The sequence below is a fragment of the Vibrio sp. MMG023 genome (assembly GCF_021654215.1).
GTDB lineage: Bacteria > Pseudomonadota > Gammaproteobacteria > Enterobacterales > Vibrionaceae > Vibrio > Vibrio jasicida.
Genome location: NZ_JAKFZP010000002.1, coordinates 457,085 through 471,704, shown reverse-complemented (window position 1 = coordinate 471,704; position 14,620 = coordinate 457,085). Strand labels below are relative to the sequence as shown.

Below are 14,620 nucleotides of genomic sequence, written 5' to 3'. Positions count from 1 at the left end.
TCGGTAGTTTAGACTGGAAATGCGCAGAAACTATGCGTTATTAATGATATCAAAAATAGGTACAACCAGTTTTTTATCTACAGTCGCGGCAAGATATGTTTTAATCCATCCGCAATATTCCGAATTTATATCTTTCGCAATGAAGCGGAAGAATTGAGAGAAAAGGTCTTCCATGAGTTGGCTTGAAAAGATTTTAGAAAAAAGCAACCTAGTAAGTTCACGCAAAGCTTCTATCCCTGAAGGCGTGTGGACGAAATGTACCTCTTGTGAGCAGGTTCTTTACCATGCTGAACTTGAGCGTAACCTAGAAGTTTGTCCTAAGTGTAATCACCACATGCGCATGAAAGCGCGTCGTCGTCTAGAAACATTCTTAGATGAAGGTGAGCGTGTAGAGCTAGGCACAGAGCTTGAGCCACAGGACAAACTGAAATTTAAAGATTCTAAGCGCTACAAAGAGCGTATCTCTGCTGCTCAAAAGAACAGTGGCGAGAAAGACGCATTGGTGGTTATGCAGGGTGAACTGCTTGGTATGCCATTGGTAGCGTGTGCGTTTGAATTCTCTTTCATGGGTGGTTCAATGGGTTCCGTTGTTGGTGCTCGTTTCGTGAAAGCAGTTGACGCCGCAATTGAAAACAATTGTGCACTGGTGTGTTTCTCTGCAAGTGGTGGTGCGCGTATGCAAGAGGCGTTAATGTCTCTAATGCAAATGGCGAAAACCAGTGCAGCGCTTGAGCGTTTGTCAGAAAAAGGCCTACCATTCATTTCGGTACTGACTGACCCAACAATGGGTGGTGTATCGGCAAGTTTGGCGATGCTAGGTGACATCAACATTGGTGAACCTAAAGCATTGATCGGTTTCGCTGGCCGTCGTGTAATCGAGCAAACAGTACGCGAAGATCTTCCTGAAGGCTTCCAGCGTAGTGAGTTCCTGCTAGAGCACGGTGCGATTGACATGATCGTTGACCGGCGTGAAATGCGTCAACGTGTGGGTGGTCTGATCGCTAAGATGACTAACCACAAGTCTCCGATGGTGGTTTCCGTTAACGAATCTCCAAATGAAGAGCCATATTCTGTACCAGAAGCGGACGAAAAAGGGTAAAGTATCAACTAACATAAAAACCAAAGAAATTAATGGTTAAAGTTAGATGACACAAAACGCAATTCCTCAAGCCACATCCACTCTAACGATGTGGCTTGATTATTTAACAAATCTCCACACATCAGCTATCGACCTCGGCTTAGACCGCGTTCAAGCGGTAGCGAAAAAAGCCAATCTCACCAAACCAGCCCCTACTGTGATTACTGTTGCCGGCACCAATGGCAAGGGTTCGACGTGCGCGTTGATGGAAGCGATTCTATTAGATGCCGGCTACTCAGTCGGAGTTTACAGTTCACCTCACCTTATTCGCTACAACGAGCGTGTTCGTATTAACGGCGTAGATGCAGAAGATCGTACACACTGCGAAGCATTCGATTATATCGAGCAACAACGTGGTGATATTAGCCTAAGCTTGTTTGAATTCGGTACGTTGGCTGCACTTCGTATTTTCCAAGTTGAAAAAGTGGACGTGGTGTTGTTAGAAGTTGGCCTTGGTGGTCGATTAGATGCAACAAATGTCGTAGATCATGATGTCTCTGTTATTACCAGCTTGGCTATCGACCATGTGGATTGGCTAGGTGATGACATCAATGTAATTGGCTTTGAGAAAGCGGGTATCTACCGTACTGGTAAACCTGCGATTTGTGGCCAACCGACGCCGCCAGCAACCGTTGCTGCGCACGCTGATGACATTCAAGCTGAGTTCTTCCAAGTTGGCATTCAGTTCGATTACCAATTGACTGAGAAAGGTTGGAAGTGGACCAGTGGAGCGTTTGGCCTAGACGACCTTCCATTGCCTTCTCTGCCCTTACCGAATGCAGCAACTGCTCTGATGGCACTTGGCGCTTCAGAATTGCAAATCACTGACATTAATATCGTTAATGGCTTGAATAATGCTCGCCTAGCTGGCCGAATGCAGGTTTTGCAAACGGAACCAGACATTGTGCTTGATGTGGCGCACAATCCTCACTCTGCAGAATACTTGGTAGAGAAGGTGAAGCTCCAATACGTGAATAAAAACATCCATGTCGTGGTAGCAATGCTGCACGATAAAGACATCAAGGCAACAATTGAAGTATTAGCGCCAATTGCAACCCAATGGTACCCAGCATCACTGACTGGCCCTCGCGCGGCAACTGCCGACGAGTTATGTCAATATTTACCCGAAGGGCAGATTCAGTTCCAAACTCCAGTAGAGGCATTTGAGAGCGCGAAAACTCATGCGGCTCATGATGATGTCATTTTGGTGGTGGGTTCATTCCACACAGTGGGTGAAGTGTTGGAGTATTGGCAATCAAATAATGAGTAATCAAAGGTAATTTGATGGCAAGTAAATTTCAAAGTCGTTTAGTCGGCACCATCATTCTAGTGGCGGTGGGGGTCATCGTGCTTCCAGACGTACTGGATGGTAAGAAACTGCACTATAAAGAAGAGTTTGCCAGTATTCCTATCAAACCTGAACTTGATAGCGATGTGGAGAACTTCGAAATACTAGAGCCTGTTGAAGACGACGTTTCATTACCGGAATCTCCAGTAACTGCAACAGTGAATGAATCTCAAGAGCCTCAAGTCGCGGTTTCTCAGCCAGAACCAGAGTCAGTTTCTCAGCCAGAAGAAGTCAAACAACCTGAACAGGTTGAAGTTGCCGTTCGTCCGGTTGAAGAAAAAAATCAATATGAAGATTCAGCCTGGATCATTCAGTTGATGGCACTAAAAAATCATGAAAATGCGGTTGCACTTGTAGAGGATCTTCAGAAGCGTGGCTACCAAGCTCATGTAAAAAAAGAGACAGCCTTTACTCGAGTGATTGTTGGTCCTGATGTGTCAAAAAGTAAACTTGAACGACAGGTCAAGGAATTACAAAAAATTACAGGCTCAAAAGGTCAATTGCTTAAATTTAAGCCATTAAATCCATAAGAAAACGTTTGCGTCAGCATTTTTTCTGTTAAAATGCGCGCCAACTTAAGATGAAGAAAACATGAATTGGTTAGATTTTGTCATTTTAGGTGTGATCGGATTTTCAGCTCTGATCAGTTTAGTTCGCGGTTTTGCTAAAGAAGCTTTGTCTTTGGTGATTTGGTTTGGAGCATTTTTTATCTCCAGTAATTACTACGCCAAATTGGCGGTGTATTTCACCAACATCGAAGATGAAATGTTTCGTAACGGAGCCGCAATAGCGGCGTTATTCGTCGCTACCTTAGTGGTTGGTGCAGTGGTGAATTACGTCATTGGTCAACTGGTACAAAAAACAGGGCTATCAGGAACCGATCGAATTCTCGGTGTGGTGTTTGGTGGTTTACGCGGAGTACTGATTGTTTCTGCGGTGCTGTTTTTTATGGATGCGTTTACTGCATTCCCAAGCTCGGATTGGTGGAAAGAGTCACAGTTGGTCCCAGAGTTCAGCCGTATCATCGCCCCATTCTTCGAGCACTTAAAAGCAACATCAAGTTTTCTGTCTGGCACTATCTAGTAGTGCCAGCTACTGTCGCAAATCGAGGATTAGGACATGTGTGGTATTGTTGGAATCGTGGGCACAACGCCTGTAAACCAGTCTATTTATGACGCGTTAACGGTGTTACAGCATCGTGGCCAAGATGCCGCTGGTATTTGTACCATAGAAAGCAATCGTTTTCGTCTGCGTAAGGCGAACGGTTTAGTGAAGGATGTGTTCGAAGCAAGACACATGCAACGCTTACAAGGTGAGGTTGGTATCGGTCATGTTCGTTACCCAACCGCAGGCAGTTCAAGTGCCTCTGAAGCTCAACCTTTCTACGTAAACTCTCCTTTCGGTATTACACTTGCCCACAATGGTAATTTGACTAACGCTCATGAAGTTCGTCAAAAACTGTTTGAAAAAGACCGCCGTCATATCAATACGACTTCAGATTCTGAAGTGCTTCTGAATGTACTCGCTCACGAAATCGATACAGTAAAAGGCAATGTGACAGCTGACGATGTCTTCCGTGCGGTTACGAATGTTCACCGTACGATCCGCGGTGCTTATGCTGTTGCTGCGATGATTATTGGCCACGGTATGATTGCGTTTCGCGACCCACATGGTATCCGCCCTTTATGTTTAGGTAAGCGTGAAGTGAACGGAAGAACAGAATACATGGTGGCGTCAGAGTCAGTGGCGTTAGATGCTGTTGGTTTTGATTTTGTTCGCGATGTCGCTCCTGGTGAAGCGATTTACGCAACGTTTGATGGTGAACTATTTACGAAACAATGTGGCGACAATCCAAAACTGAATCCGTGTATCTTTGAATTCGTTTACTTTGCACGTCCGGACTCTTTCATCGACAAGATTTCTGTATACAGTGCTCGTGTTGAGATGGGTAAAAAGCTTGGCGAGCGTATTCGTGAAGATTACGCAGAATTGGATATCGACGTGGTTATTCCTATTCCTGAAACGTCTTGCGATATTGCTCTACAAATTGCCCAAGCTATTGATAAACCTTACCGTCAAGGCTTTGTGAAAAACCGTTACGTAGGTCGTACTTTCATTATGCCGGGTCAGCAACAGCGTAAGAAATCGGTGCGCCGCAAACTAAACGCGATTCGTTCTGAATTTAAAGGTAAGAATGTCCTGCTTGTGGATGACTCTATTGTTCGCGGTACAACATCAGAGCAGATCATTGAGATGGCTCGTGACTCTGGCGCAAACAAGGTGTTTATGGTCTCGGCGGCACCAGAAGTACGTTTCCCGAATGTTTACGGTATCGATATGCCAAGTGCAACAGAGTTGATTGCTCATGGCCGCGATAACGAAACCATCTGTAAGCAAATTGGTGCTGACGCGCTTATTTACCAACGCTTGGATGATTTGGTTGAAGCAGTTGGTTTAGGCAATCAAGACATCACTCAGTTCGATACATCAGTATTTAACGGTGAATATGTGACGGGTGACATCGACCAACAATACCTCGACTTCCTTGATGGTTTACGTAACGATGATGCAAAGACACAAGCAGAAATTCAGCAAGATCTTGCTAATCTAGAACTGCATAACGAAGGCGCTTAATCTGCCCGAAAATCCAAGACATAAAAAAACCAGAGCTCGCGCTCTGGTTTTTTGTATCTGCTATCGAGTTTAGTGAATGTTGTAAGCGATCACGAAGTCGATAAAAAGACGCACTTTCTCAGGAAGGTGGTCTTTGTGATTGTACAGCATGTAGATGTCGCGCGGGTTAGCGCTCCAATCTGGTAATACACGCAGTAGATCGCCACTTTCAATATACTCTTTGATCATCACGTCAGGCATTAATGTAATCCCCAACCCTTCAGAGCAAGAGCTACGCACGACATTCAGTGCATTGGCTTGAAAACGACCACGTTCTGCATTCACCACAGACTCTCCCTTGCTGTTGATTAGTGTCCACTTGATCAGTGGGTAGCCTTTCAGCAAAGAATGGTTTGAGAGCTCTTCAGCGTGGTTTGGTGCCGGATTTGCGGCGAGATAGTCAGGACTTGCGACGAGAATATCCTTTACTTCACCAATTTTACGAGCGATCAAGCTTGAGTCACGCTGTGGTCCAACGCGGAAAATCACGTCCCACTCGGTAGGATCAAGTTGATCGGCGTTGTTTTCTGTCGTCAGCTCGATGTTGATGTCAGGATACTGCTTCATGAACCCATTAAACATAGGCATCATCATGCGCTTAGTCAGGTTGTACGGTGCAGAAATCTTAATCTTGCCCGATGCGCCACGACAGTCATCCGTAATCTCCTCAGCTGTCGATGTTAGGCGTTGTAGCAGAGGTGAGCATTCATGGTAAAAGCGTTCTCCGGCCTCGGTCAGAGAAAGCTTACGCGCATGACGGTTCAGCAATCGAAGATTGACAGAGTCTTCTAGCGCTTGAATGCGTCGGGTGATGGTTGCCACCGGAATCATGGTTTTTCGCGAAGTTGCGGTATAGCTCCCATTTTCGACAACCAATCGAAACAGGTTTAGATCATCTAATTTCATATTTCCAGACACATTAAACTACCGTTTATGGCTAATTTATAATTAACTTTGTGATCAAAGTTTGCTTTAAGTCAACATGTTGCGTCATTTGAACACAGCAAGGCTCCCTGAGTAAATACTGATAGACCATGGAATATTTGTATAAACGTCAATTTCAGGCTACGGTTTATAACAAGGTGAAAGGGCCTGATGTCTTGCTGCATAACGTTTTGTAAGATGTGAATACAACAAAAATAACGACATATAAATTTGTTTTTTTGACTGAGCTTTGTGAGGTGCAAAGGTATGTTTAAGACTCACAGTCAAACGGCAATGGTCTCGGCGCAGGAAGTGGTCAATCATAAACTCATCATGTTAGTGGACGATGATCCGATATTTCGTAGCGTGACTAATGCCTATTTGGAAAGTCAGGGTTTTAAGGTGGTCGAAGCAGAAAACGGCCTGGAGGCGCTTCAACAACTAAGGGAATGCCAACCTGATTTGGTCTTATGTGATTTATCCATGCCCGTGTTGGACGGGATAGAATTTGTCGAGGAAGTTAGCTTAGAGTATCCGTCTATGCCACTGATTGTTGTGTCTGGAACGGATGAGATGTCTGACGTCGCGAAAGCGCTTCGTTTTGGTATTAAAGATTTCTTACCTAAACCAATAGGAAACTATCAACATCTATCTCAAGCGATCGACAACACGCTTGAGGAATCAGACTGTCACTACTCTGACCATCGAGATTTTTCGAGCCAATGGTTTAGGGTTGATGACGGTGGGGAAATGCCAGACGATCAAGAACTGCACTGGCACCTAGAATATCTACAACAACACCCAAATGCAGCAAGAGACTTGCTACACGCTTTATTGCCAGAAAAAGACGCATCACAAGGCGATTGGAAATGCTCTTATCGTTTATTGCAATCAACCGACGTTATGCCTTTAGTGTTTGATTACCGTTGGCTGATGAACGGGCAATTTGCCTTTTATCTCGTTGATTCAGCGTCATCAGCGCACGATGGTGTGGCAACAACGCTGCTGGTGCGTGCTTTGTTTGATGACTACTTACGTAACTTAAAGAGTTTTAGTGCAGACCTGAAAGACATGGTCGACATTATTGAAAAAGGTATTCAGTGCTCTGATAGTACCGGTGCCGTAAATGCCGTTTTCGGTGTCGCAGATCTTGCTTCGTCTTCTGTCTCTATACTACCAGCGGGTTTGGATAGTCAGTGGTCAGACGGCCATTCAAATCAGCACATAGCCGCTGGTAATCAATTAGGTGACGGCAGTATGAAAAACTTCATCACCCGAGATTTACCAATCAGCACTAACGGGCAGCTTTCAATTGGTTGTCTTGGGACATCCAGCTTTACCCTCAATATGGTTCGTCTGAATCGATTGATATAACGAGCAACAGGTAAAAACATAGATACATCAACAAAAGCAGCGTCCATTACGCTGCTTTTTTATTTCTAGCTGCTTGGCTTCGAACTAATGATACTTCGCTTTATAACCCTACTTTTTGTTGGTGTTTAGCGTTAATTGTTTAAGGTATAGTCATCGCTTAAAACAATAATGACCCATTTGTGCAACGATAATTTAACGATGTAAGGTGGGGGAAGCGAAGTCAACTCAACTCTAGTGAGAAGAAACATCATGGCAGACAAAGATTTTAAAGAGCCTTATAATATTTTTTACTTTTTAGGTTTCATTGCAGTCCTTTTGATCCCAACTTTACCTGCAACGTTAACCTGGCTTCGTGTAATGAATGGTTACGCGGGCTTTTAATTTAGCGTTAGTTTATTGGAGTCCACCATTCGTATTAAGCGTTACCTTTTCAATATAGCTGGTGGACTCTGCATGCTGCTTGGCATTGCCGGCATCGTTCTTCCTCTTCTTCCTACCACACCCTTTATTCTTTTAGCGAGTGCCTGTTTCATGCGAGGCAGCCCTGCGTTTCATCGTTGGCTACATGAACATAAAACGTTTGGACCTTTACTCGAAAACTGGCATAAACACCGAGCAGTCACACGCAAAGTGAAACAACGTGGCGCGGTCTTCATCGTACTCAGTTTTACTTTCTCCATCATTGTCGCTCCAATGGTTTGGGTAAAAATTGCGCTTTTAGTGATGCTAATCGTTTTACTGAGTTGGTTTATGCGTCTCCCTGTGACTGAGTTGGTTGCTGACCGAGAAGAAAATCACTAAGATTGTAGAGAATAGTGTGCCCGCTCTTCGAGTGGGCGTTTGTATTTTCAGCGCTTGTGACTTTTACGAAAGTAAGCACATAGTGATGAAAACCTATTGTTTGTTGCCCTCATATATACTGCGATTAGAACAGAGGGTGATGAGCCAATCTAAGTAAATCGGTATTATGACTACAGAAACAATCTCACTGATCAAATCTAGCATCAAAAGCATCGAAGATTACCCGAAACCAGGCATTCTTTTCCGCGACGTAACCAGCCTTCTTGAGGACGCGAAAGCGTATCAAGCGACAATCAATCTTTTGGTTGAGCGCTACAAAGATATGGGTTTCACGAAAGTTGTGGGTACAGAAGCTCGTGGTTTCTTGTTTGGTGCACCACTAGCACTAGAACTGGGTGTTGGTTTTGTCCCTGTGCGTAAGCCAGGCAAACTGCCTCGTCCTACGGTGGCTCAATCCTACGAGCTTGAATATGGTGTTGATACGCTAGAAATCCATACTGATGCGATCGTAGAAGGCGATAAAGTATTGGTTGTAGATGATCTACTTGCTACGGGCGGTACGATCGAAGCAACAACAAAGCTTATCCGTCAACTAGGCGGTGAAGTAGAGCACGCTGCATTCGTTATCAACCTGCCAGAAATTGGTGGTGATAAGCGCCTAGAAGGTCTAGGTCTGAACGTATACAGCATTTGCGAGTTTGAAGGACACTAATACATTCAATGAGTTATTTAGCTTTAGCGCGAAAATGGCGTCCGAATAAGTTTGACCAAGTCGTAGGGCAAAGCCATGTCCTTACGGCTCTGGAAAACGCGTTGGCGCAAAATCGCTTACACCATGCGTATCTCTTCAGCGGTACGCGAGGCGTTGGTAAAACATCGATTGGCCGACTGTTTGCTAAGGGCCTGAACTGTGAAACAGGTATTACCGCTAACCCTTGTGGTGAGTGTGATACTTGTCGTGAGATTGATGAAGGTCGCTTTGTTGACCTACTAGAGATCGACGCGGCTTCTCGTACTAAAGTTGAAGACACTCGTGAACTATTAGATAACGTTCAATACAAGCCCGCTCGCGGACGTTTTAAAGTGTACCTCATTGATGAGGTACACATGCTTTCGCGTCACTCTTTCAATGCGCTGTTAAAAACGTTGGAAGAGCCGCCAGAGTATGTGAAGTTCTTGTTGGCTACGACGGATCCACAAAAACTGCCGGTAACGATTCTGTCGCGCTGTTTACAGTTCCACCTTAAGCCAATCAGTGTTGATGACATTCATCAGCAACTTGACCATATTTTGGAAAAAGAACAAGTCTCTGCAGAAGCAAGAGCACTTGGCATGATCTCGCATGCTGCAGATGGCAGTATGCGTGATGCACTGAGCTTAACTGACCAAGCTATCGCCCTAGGTAACGGCACGATTCAGACCGATATCGTTAGCCACATGCTTGGTACGATTGATACTGACCAAGCGATTCATTTGCTGGAATCGGTCAGCAGTAAGCAGCCGCAACAGGCGATGGACAAAATCCAACAACTTGCATCAAACGGTGTTGAGTGGGATGGATTGCTACAACAATTGGCATCCCAGCTTCACCGCGTCGCGATGTACCAAGCTCTGCCATCGACCTTAGATCAGACTCAACCTGATGCTGAAAAAATCGAATTATTGAGTAAAGCATTAACACCACAAGATGTTCAGCTTTACTACCAAATTGCTTTAAAAGGCCGTGAAGACCTAACGTTGTCACCGAATGGTCGCGTTGGGATGGAAATGATCGTTTTGCGCATGATGGCATTCCGTCCATCTGCAAGTAACAGCGCCACCGTCATCTCAACCTCATCGCAGACTGCGCAAAGTGCAGTGCAAACACAAGCAGCATCGGTGGCAAAACCGCAAGCGCCAGTTCAGCAAGCACCTGTACAGCAAACGCAAAGTCAGCCTAGACCAAGCCAGTTAGCGCCGAATATGGCGTCACAACCGCTGTCTCAGGCAGCACAGCAGCCGACGAATGAAGCACCATCATACCAACCTGAATATCAAGGTGGTTATGATATGGCTCCGCCACAGTATGACATGGCACCACCAATGAGTGAGAATCCTGTGCCTACACAGCAGGTTCCTCAACAAGCTCAACCTATGCCAGAGAATGCGCCAGCGCCTGCTCGAGGTAATTTGAGTGGTCTTCGTCATCAATTGCGCTCGCAACGCCAGGGTCAGCAACAGGCGACGACGCAAAATGGTGGCCCAAAAAAGCCTAACGCGACATCTGCTCAAAAAGAGTCGGTCATTGACCGTCTAGCGCAATTGCATGGCAATTCCGCGCAGGTGTCGCTACCATCCTCTTCTCAAGCGGAACAACCTGTCATTGAGGATGAAGCATATCGTTGGCGTCCAACCAAGCAACCGGTTGAAACAAAAACGAATACGCAACTGACACCTACGCAGCTCAAGAAAGCTCTTGAGCACGAAAAGACGCCAGAAATGGCGCAAAAGCTTGTCGATGAATCATTGGAAAGCAGTGAGTGGGCAAAGCTGATCAGCTTAATGAATACACCCAAGCTGGTGGAGCAACTTGCATTAAACTCGCATTACAGCAAAGAAGGCTCGACAGTTTCGCTACAATTAAGAGACAGTCAGGCACACTTGAATACTGACAGAGCGCAAAGCGAGCTGTTGAACGCGTTAAATGGCGTGTTAGAACAAGAGTGCCATCTTAGTATTGATGTGGGCGAAAACGGTGAGACACCCCTTGAGCTTAGAGACAGGCTGTATCAAGAAAAATTGCAACAAGCTCTGAACAGTTTAGAAAACGATCCGCATGTTCAGTTCATCGAACGTCGTTTCGCTGCAGAGCTCGATAAAGATAGTGTAAGACCTATCTAAATTTTGAACGGAATGGGGTTGAAAACGTTCAGTGAAAACCCCATTAACAGATGCAACACCTAATTAAACCAGAGAGATAAACATGTTTGGTAAAGGCGGTATGGGCAACCTAATGAAGCAAGCCCAGCAAATGCAAGATCGCATGCAAAAGCTTCAAGAAGAAATCGCGAATATGGAAGTAACTGGCGAGTCTGGTGCTGGTCTAGTTAAAGTTACAATCACTGGTAGTCACAGTGTGCGTCGTGTTGATATTGACGAGAGTCTAATGGAAGACGACAAAGAGATGCTAGAAGATCTTATCGCTGCGGCATTCAACGATGCAGCACGTCGTGTTGAAGAAACTCAAAAAGAGAAAATGGCTTCAGTAACTGGCGGTATGCAATTACCACCAGGTATGAAAATGCCATTCTAATCTGCTGAATTCTAACTAAGCGGATTTTCAATGCGTACCAGTCATATGCTGGAACAATTGATGGAGGCCTTACGTTGTCTACCTGGGGTTGGCCCCAAGTCGGCGCAGCGTATGGCCTTTCATTTGTTACAGCGTGATAGAAAAGGCGGTCTGCAACTGGCAGATGCGCTGAGTCAGTCAATGACAGAAATTGGTCATTGCACCGAGTGCCGTACCTTCACTGAAGAAGACGTTTGCCATATTTGTACGAACCCAAAGCGCCAAGAAAATGGCCAAATTTGTGTAGTAGAAAGTCCAGCAGACATCGCGGCAGTAGAAGCGACAGGTCAATACTCGGGTCGATACTTTGTACTAATGGGGCACTTATCACCACTGGACGGAATTGGTCCAAGTGATATTGGTCTTGATGTACTGGATTACCGTCTGCGTCGCGGTGATGTTTCTGAAGTGATTCTTGCAACCAATCCAACGGTTGAAGGGGAAGCAACAGCGCATTACATCGCGGAGCTGTGTAAAGAACACCAAGTGGATGCAAGCCGTATCGCGCACGGTGTACCAGTGGGGGGCGAGCTTGAGCTCGTGGACGGGACAACCTTGTCTCACTCTCTTCTAGGTCGACACAAGATTTAATAAAAAAGCCGCTGAATTCAGCGGCTTTTTTGTTCTTGAGGTTCGAGAATCGATTAATCGTTTGATTCTGTACCAAGAAGGTTCTTGTAGATAAGTGCACCTAGAATACCACCAACGATTGGTGCTACCCAGAATAGCCAAAGCTGAGAAACCGCCCAGTCGCCAACGAATACGGCAACACCAGTACTACGTGCTGGGTTAACCGATGTGTTAGTCACTGGAATACTGATTAGGTGGATAAGAGTCAAACATAAACCGATCGCGATAGGTGCAAAACCTTGTGGTGCGCGTTTGTCTGTCGCACCCATGATCACGATTAGGAACATCATTGTCATCACAACTTCAGTCACTAAAGCAGCAACCATAGAGTATTGGCCTGGAGAATGCGCGCCGTAACCGTTCGCAGCAAAGCCAGAACCAACTACGTCAAAGCCTGCTTGACCGGTTGCGATTACGTAAAGTACGCCACCCGCAATAACACCACCAATCACTTGCGCGATGATGTAAGGCACTACGTCTTTAGTCTCAAAACGACCACCGGCCCATAGACCGATAGTTACTGCTGGGTTTAGGTGACAACCTGAGATATGGCCAATAGCAAATGCCATTGTAAGTACGGTAAGACCGAACGCCAAAGAAACGCCCAACAGGCCAATGCCGACATCAGGGAAGCCAGCCGCTAACACTGCACTACCACAGCCACCAAGCACTAACCAAAAAGTACCAAAAACCTCTGCCATGTATTTATTCATATTGTTTCCTATTGCGGATTTAGATTACCCGCTGAACATAGTAGAGAATTGTCAGAAAAGTGTGAGTTGAAGCACGGAAATTAACCAAAATGCCAGATATGCGCGTTTCTGTCTCATATATGAAACGGAATGTGTAGAAAGAGGGTAGGTGGATGAGTTCAAAGGAAAACCTCGGCTATCGTTATAGAGTTTGATAACCGAGGCGAGAGGAAGCGTTAGCTAAAAGCAATAAATGGTGAGATACACAACAAGATGCCCGTCGCGATGATTAGGTATAGTGAAGCACCTTTGTATTTATGTAGAGAAGGCACTTGATACACCAAGTAAGCAGGAATCAAACAGCCAATCAAACCGAAGATTGGGCTACAAACCGAAGTGAAGCTCAGAACCGGTAGGTTAAGTACGATAGCGCCCCACGCCATCAAAATCGCGAATAGAATGATACCTTTCGTCACGAGATCTTTGTTGATTTGCTCTTCAGGCATGACTTTTTTCAGCGCTAGCATCGCAAGGCCTTGGCAAGAATCACGGAAGCCTAGGTAAACACCGAAAAACGCTGTCATCACAGAAAAGATGTTCAACATCAAGCTGAGCAGTTTAAGCGTCGTGCCGTCCATGCCTTGTGCTACCATCGCAAGCGCAGAGATGTTCTCGTTTGCTGCACGGACTGCTTGTTCATGAGACATCGCCAACGTGAAAGAAATCGCGTAGAAAAACACGGTCACAAACAAAATGCCAAAAGCGATATTCATGGCGCGCATCGCTTTAAAACGGGCAACTTCAATAGACTTCTCTTTCGAACGGTAAGAGATCACCATCGGACTCAAGCTTTGAATAAACAAAATAGAAGTGAGGGTGAACGGCAGCAGTTCAATCGCATCTTTTAAGCCAGTACCAGCCGTTGGTACCGTACCGAGATTAGCTAAATCCCACTTTTCTACCATCATGAAACCCAACAGGGCAACGGTACAGAGCTTAATTAACACTAAGCCCGTACTGACTTTAAATAAGATCTTTTCTCCACGAGACGCGATCGCCACCAAAGCGCAAACCAATGCTAGACCATACAACGGGTTTTCCGACAACAGCCCCTCAGTGATACCAAAGCTGTGTAGGAAAGAGGCTGAGTCATTATTGATTGCCGTCGAGTATACGAATACCCAGATCACCAACATGATGAAGTAGAGCACGCCTAACAAGGCGCCCCATTTATTGCCAAGGTAGCCTGAGATAACGCCCGCATAGTCTTGACACTTCGGAGAGGTGGAAAGCGTGTTAATAAATAGGCGTTGGAACAAGTACATCGCTGGATAACCAATCACCGCGGAGGCAAGAAATACCCATATGCCAAGTACGCCCACCTTTACTGGAAGAAAAACAATACCAGCACCGATTGCCATGCCGATGCTCATGATTACCCAGCCCCAGTCAGTGCTATCAAATTTAGTCGCCGCTTTCCATTCTGTGGCTGTCATTCCGGCTTTAACGTGAGGTGGTTCTTTAGTTATTGGAAGAGTTTGTGTAGGTACAGTAACGCTCATTGTCGTTTTCTCTTTGTTAGTATGAATTTTTCTCAAATCTATTTGAGAAAAAGATTAACAACAATTTTTTTGTGGAAAATTCAGATAAATTTGAGATCTCGACAAAATTACTCAATAAAATCTGAATTTAGATCGATTTGTGTGATC

The 14,620-nt window shown here is 45.3% G+C and carries 15 protein-coding genes; 12 read left to right on the top strand and 3 right to left on the bottom strand.

Going from position 1 to position 14,620, the window contains the following annotated elements; genetic code table 11:
- Positions 1-172 precede the first annotated feature (172 nt).
- The 5 genes from accD to purF all read left to right on the top strand — a co-directional run bounded on the left by accD (position 173) and on the right by purF (position 5,120).
- Entirely contained in the window at positions 173-1,099 is a 927-nt protein-coding gene (accD, locus tag L1076_RS07300; RefSeq protein WP_038871328.1) for an acetyl-CoA carboxylase, carboxyltransferase subunit beta, read from the top strand.
- Positions 1,100-1,145: 46 nt separating this feature from the next.
- Positions 1,146-2,408, top strand: a complete 1,263-nt coding sequence (gene folC / locus L1076_RS07295; RefSeq protein ID WP_045420152.1) for a bifunctional tetrahydrofolate synthase/dihydrofolate synthase — start codon at positions 1,146-1,148, stop codon at positions 2,406-2,408.
- 14 nt (positions 2,409-2,422) lie between these two features.
- Entirely contained in the window at positions 2,423-3,016 is a 594-nt protein-coding gene (locus L1076_RS07290; protein WP_038871324.1) for an SPOR domain-containing protein, read from the top strand.
- A 61-nt stretch (positions 3,017-3,077) separates the two neighbouring features.
- Complete coding sequence (locus tag L1076_RS07285) at positions 3,078-3,569, top strand: CvpA family protein (RefSeq protein ID WP_005432921.1); 492 nt, start codon at positions 3,078-3,080, stop codon at positions 3,567-3,569.
- A 36-nt stretch (positions 3,570-3,605) separates the two neighbouring features.
- The gene (gene purF, locus L1076_RS07280; RefSeq protein WP_038871321.1) at positions 3,606-5,120 is read left to right on the top strand and encodes an amidophosphoribosyltransferase; all 1,515 of its coding nucleotides are present in this window, start codon (positions 3,606-3,608) and stop codon (positions 5,118-5,120) included.
- Positions 5,121-5,189: 69 nt separating this feature from the next.
- Here purF and L1076_RS07275 read toward each other — a convergent pair whose 3' ends face one another.
- The gene (locus tag L1076_RS07275) at positions 5,190-6,065 is read right to left on the bottom strand and encodes a LysR family transcriptional regulator (RefSeq protein WP_038871318.1); all 876 of its coding nucleotides are present in this window, start codon (positions 6,063-6,065) and stop codon (positions 5,190-5,192) included.
- Positions 6,066-6,350: 285 nt separating this feature from the next.
- Between L1076_RS07275 and L1076_RS07270 the strand changes: the two genes are divergently transcribed.
- The 7 genes from L1076_RS07270 to recR all read left to right on the top strand — a co-directional run bounded on the left by L1076_RS07270 (position 6,351) and on the right by recR (position 12,180).
- Positions 6,351-7,457 carry a response regulator gene (locus L1076_RS07270; protein WP_237303454.1) on the top strand — a complete coding sequence of 369 codons (1,107 nt, stop codon included), beginning with the start codon at positions 6,351-6,353 and terminating at the stop codon, positions 7,455-7,457.
- 249 nt (positions 7,458-7,706) lie between these two features.
- Positions 7,707-7,838: a hypothetical protein gene (locus L1076_RS26980; protein ID WP_005380608.1), complete on the top strand. Its 132-nt coding sequence runs from the start codon at positions 7,707-7,709 to the stop codon at positions 7,836-7,838.
- Between the two features lie 15 nt (positions 7,839-7,853).
- Complete coding sequence (locus tag L1076_RS07265) at positions 7,854-8,258, top strand: YbaN family protein (protein WP_038871313.1); 405 nt, start codon at positions 7,854-7,856, stop codon at positions 8,256-8,258.
- 166 nt (positions 8,259-8,424) lie between these two features.
- Positions 8,425-8,970, top strand: a complete 546-nt coding sequence (gene apt, locus L1076_RS07260; protein ID WP_038871311.1) for an adenine phosphoribosyltransferase — start codon at positions 8,425-8,427, stop codon at positions 8,968-8,970.
- 8 nt (positions 8,971-8,978) lie between these two features.
- Entirely contained in the window at positions 8,979-11,138 is a 2,160-nt protein-coding gene (gene dnaX, locus L1076_RS07255; RefSeq protein ID WP_237303453.1) for a DNA polymerase III subunit gamma/tau, read from the top strand.
- 82 nt (positions 11,139-11,220) lie between these two features.
- Positions 11,221-11,550 carry a YbaB/EbfC family nucleoid-associated protein gene (locus L1076_RS07250; RefSeq protein ID WP_005380618.1) on the top strand — a complete coding sequence of 110 codons (330 nt, stop codon included), beginning with the start codon at positions 11,221-11,223 and terminating at the stop codon, positions 11,548-11,550.
- 30 nt (positions 11,551-11,580) lie between these two features.
- Positions 11,581-12,180 (top strand): recombination mediator RecR, encoded by a 600-nt coding sequence (gene recR / locus L1076_RS07245; protein ID WP_038871307.1) that lies wholly within the window; start codon positions 11,581-11,583, stop codon positions 12,178-12,180.
- 53 nt (positions 12,181-12,233) lie between these two features.
- Here the strand turns inward: recR and aqpZ are convergent, their stop codons facing one another.
- Together aqpZ and L1076_RS07235 are read right to left on the bottom strand one after the other, a co-directional pair.
- Positions 12,234-12,932: an aquaporin Z gene (aqpZ, locus tag L1076_RS07240; RefSeq protein ID WP_009707332.1), complete on the bottom strand. Its 699-nt coding sequence runs from the start codon at positions 12,930-12,932 to the stop codon at positions 12,234-12,236.
- Positions 12,933-13,147: 215 nt separating this feature from the next.
- Positions 13,148-14,407: an amino acid permease gene (locus tag L1076_RS07235; RefSeq protein WP_045405805.1), complete on the bottom strand. Its 1,260-nt coding sequence runs from the start codon at positions 14,405-14,407 to the stop codon at positions 13,148-13,150.
- Between the last annotated feature and the right edge of the window lie 213 nt (positions 14,408-14,620).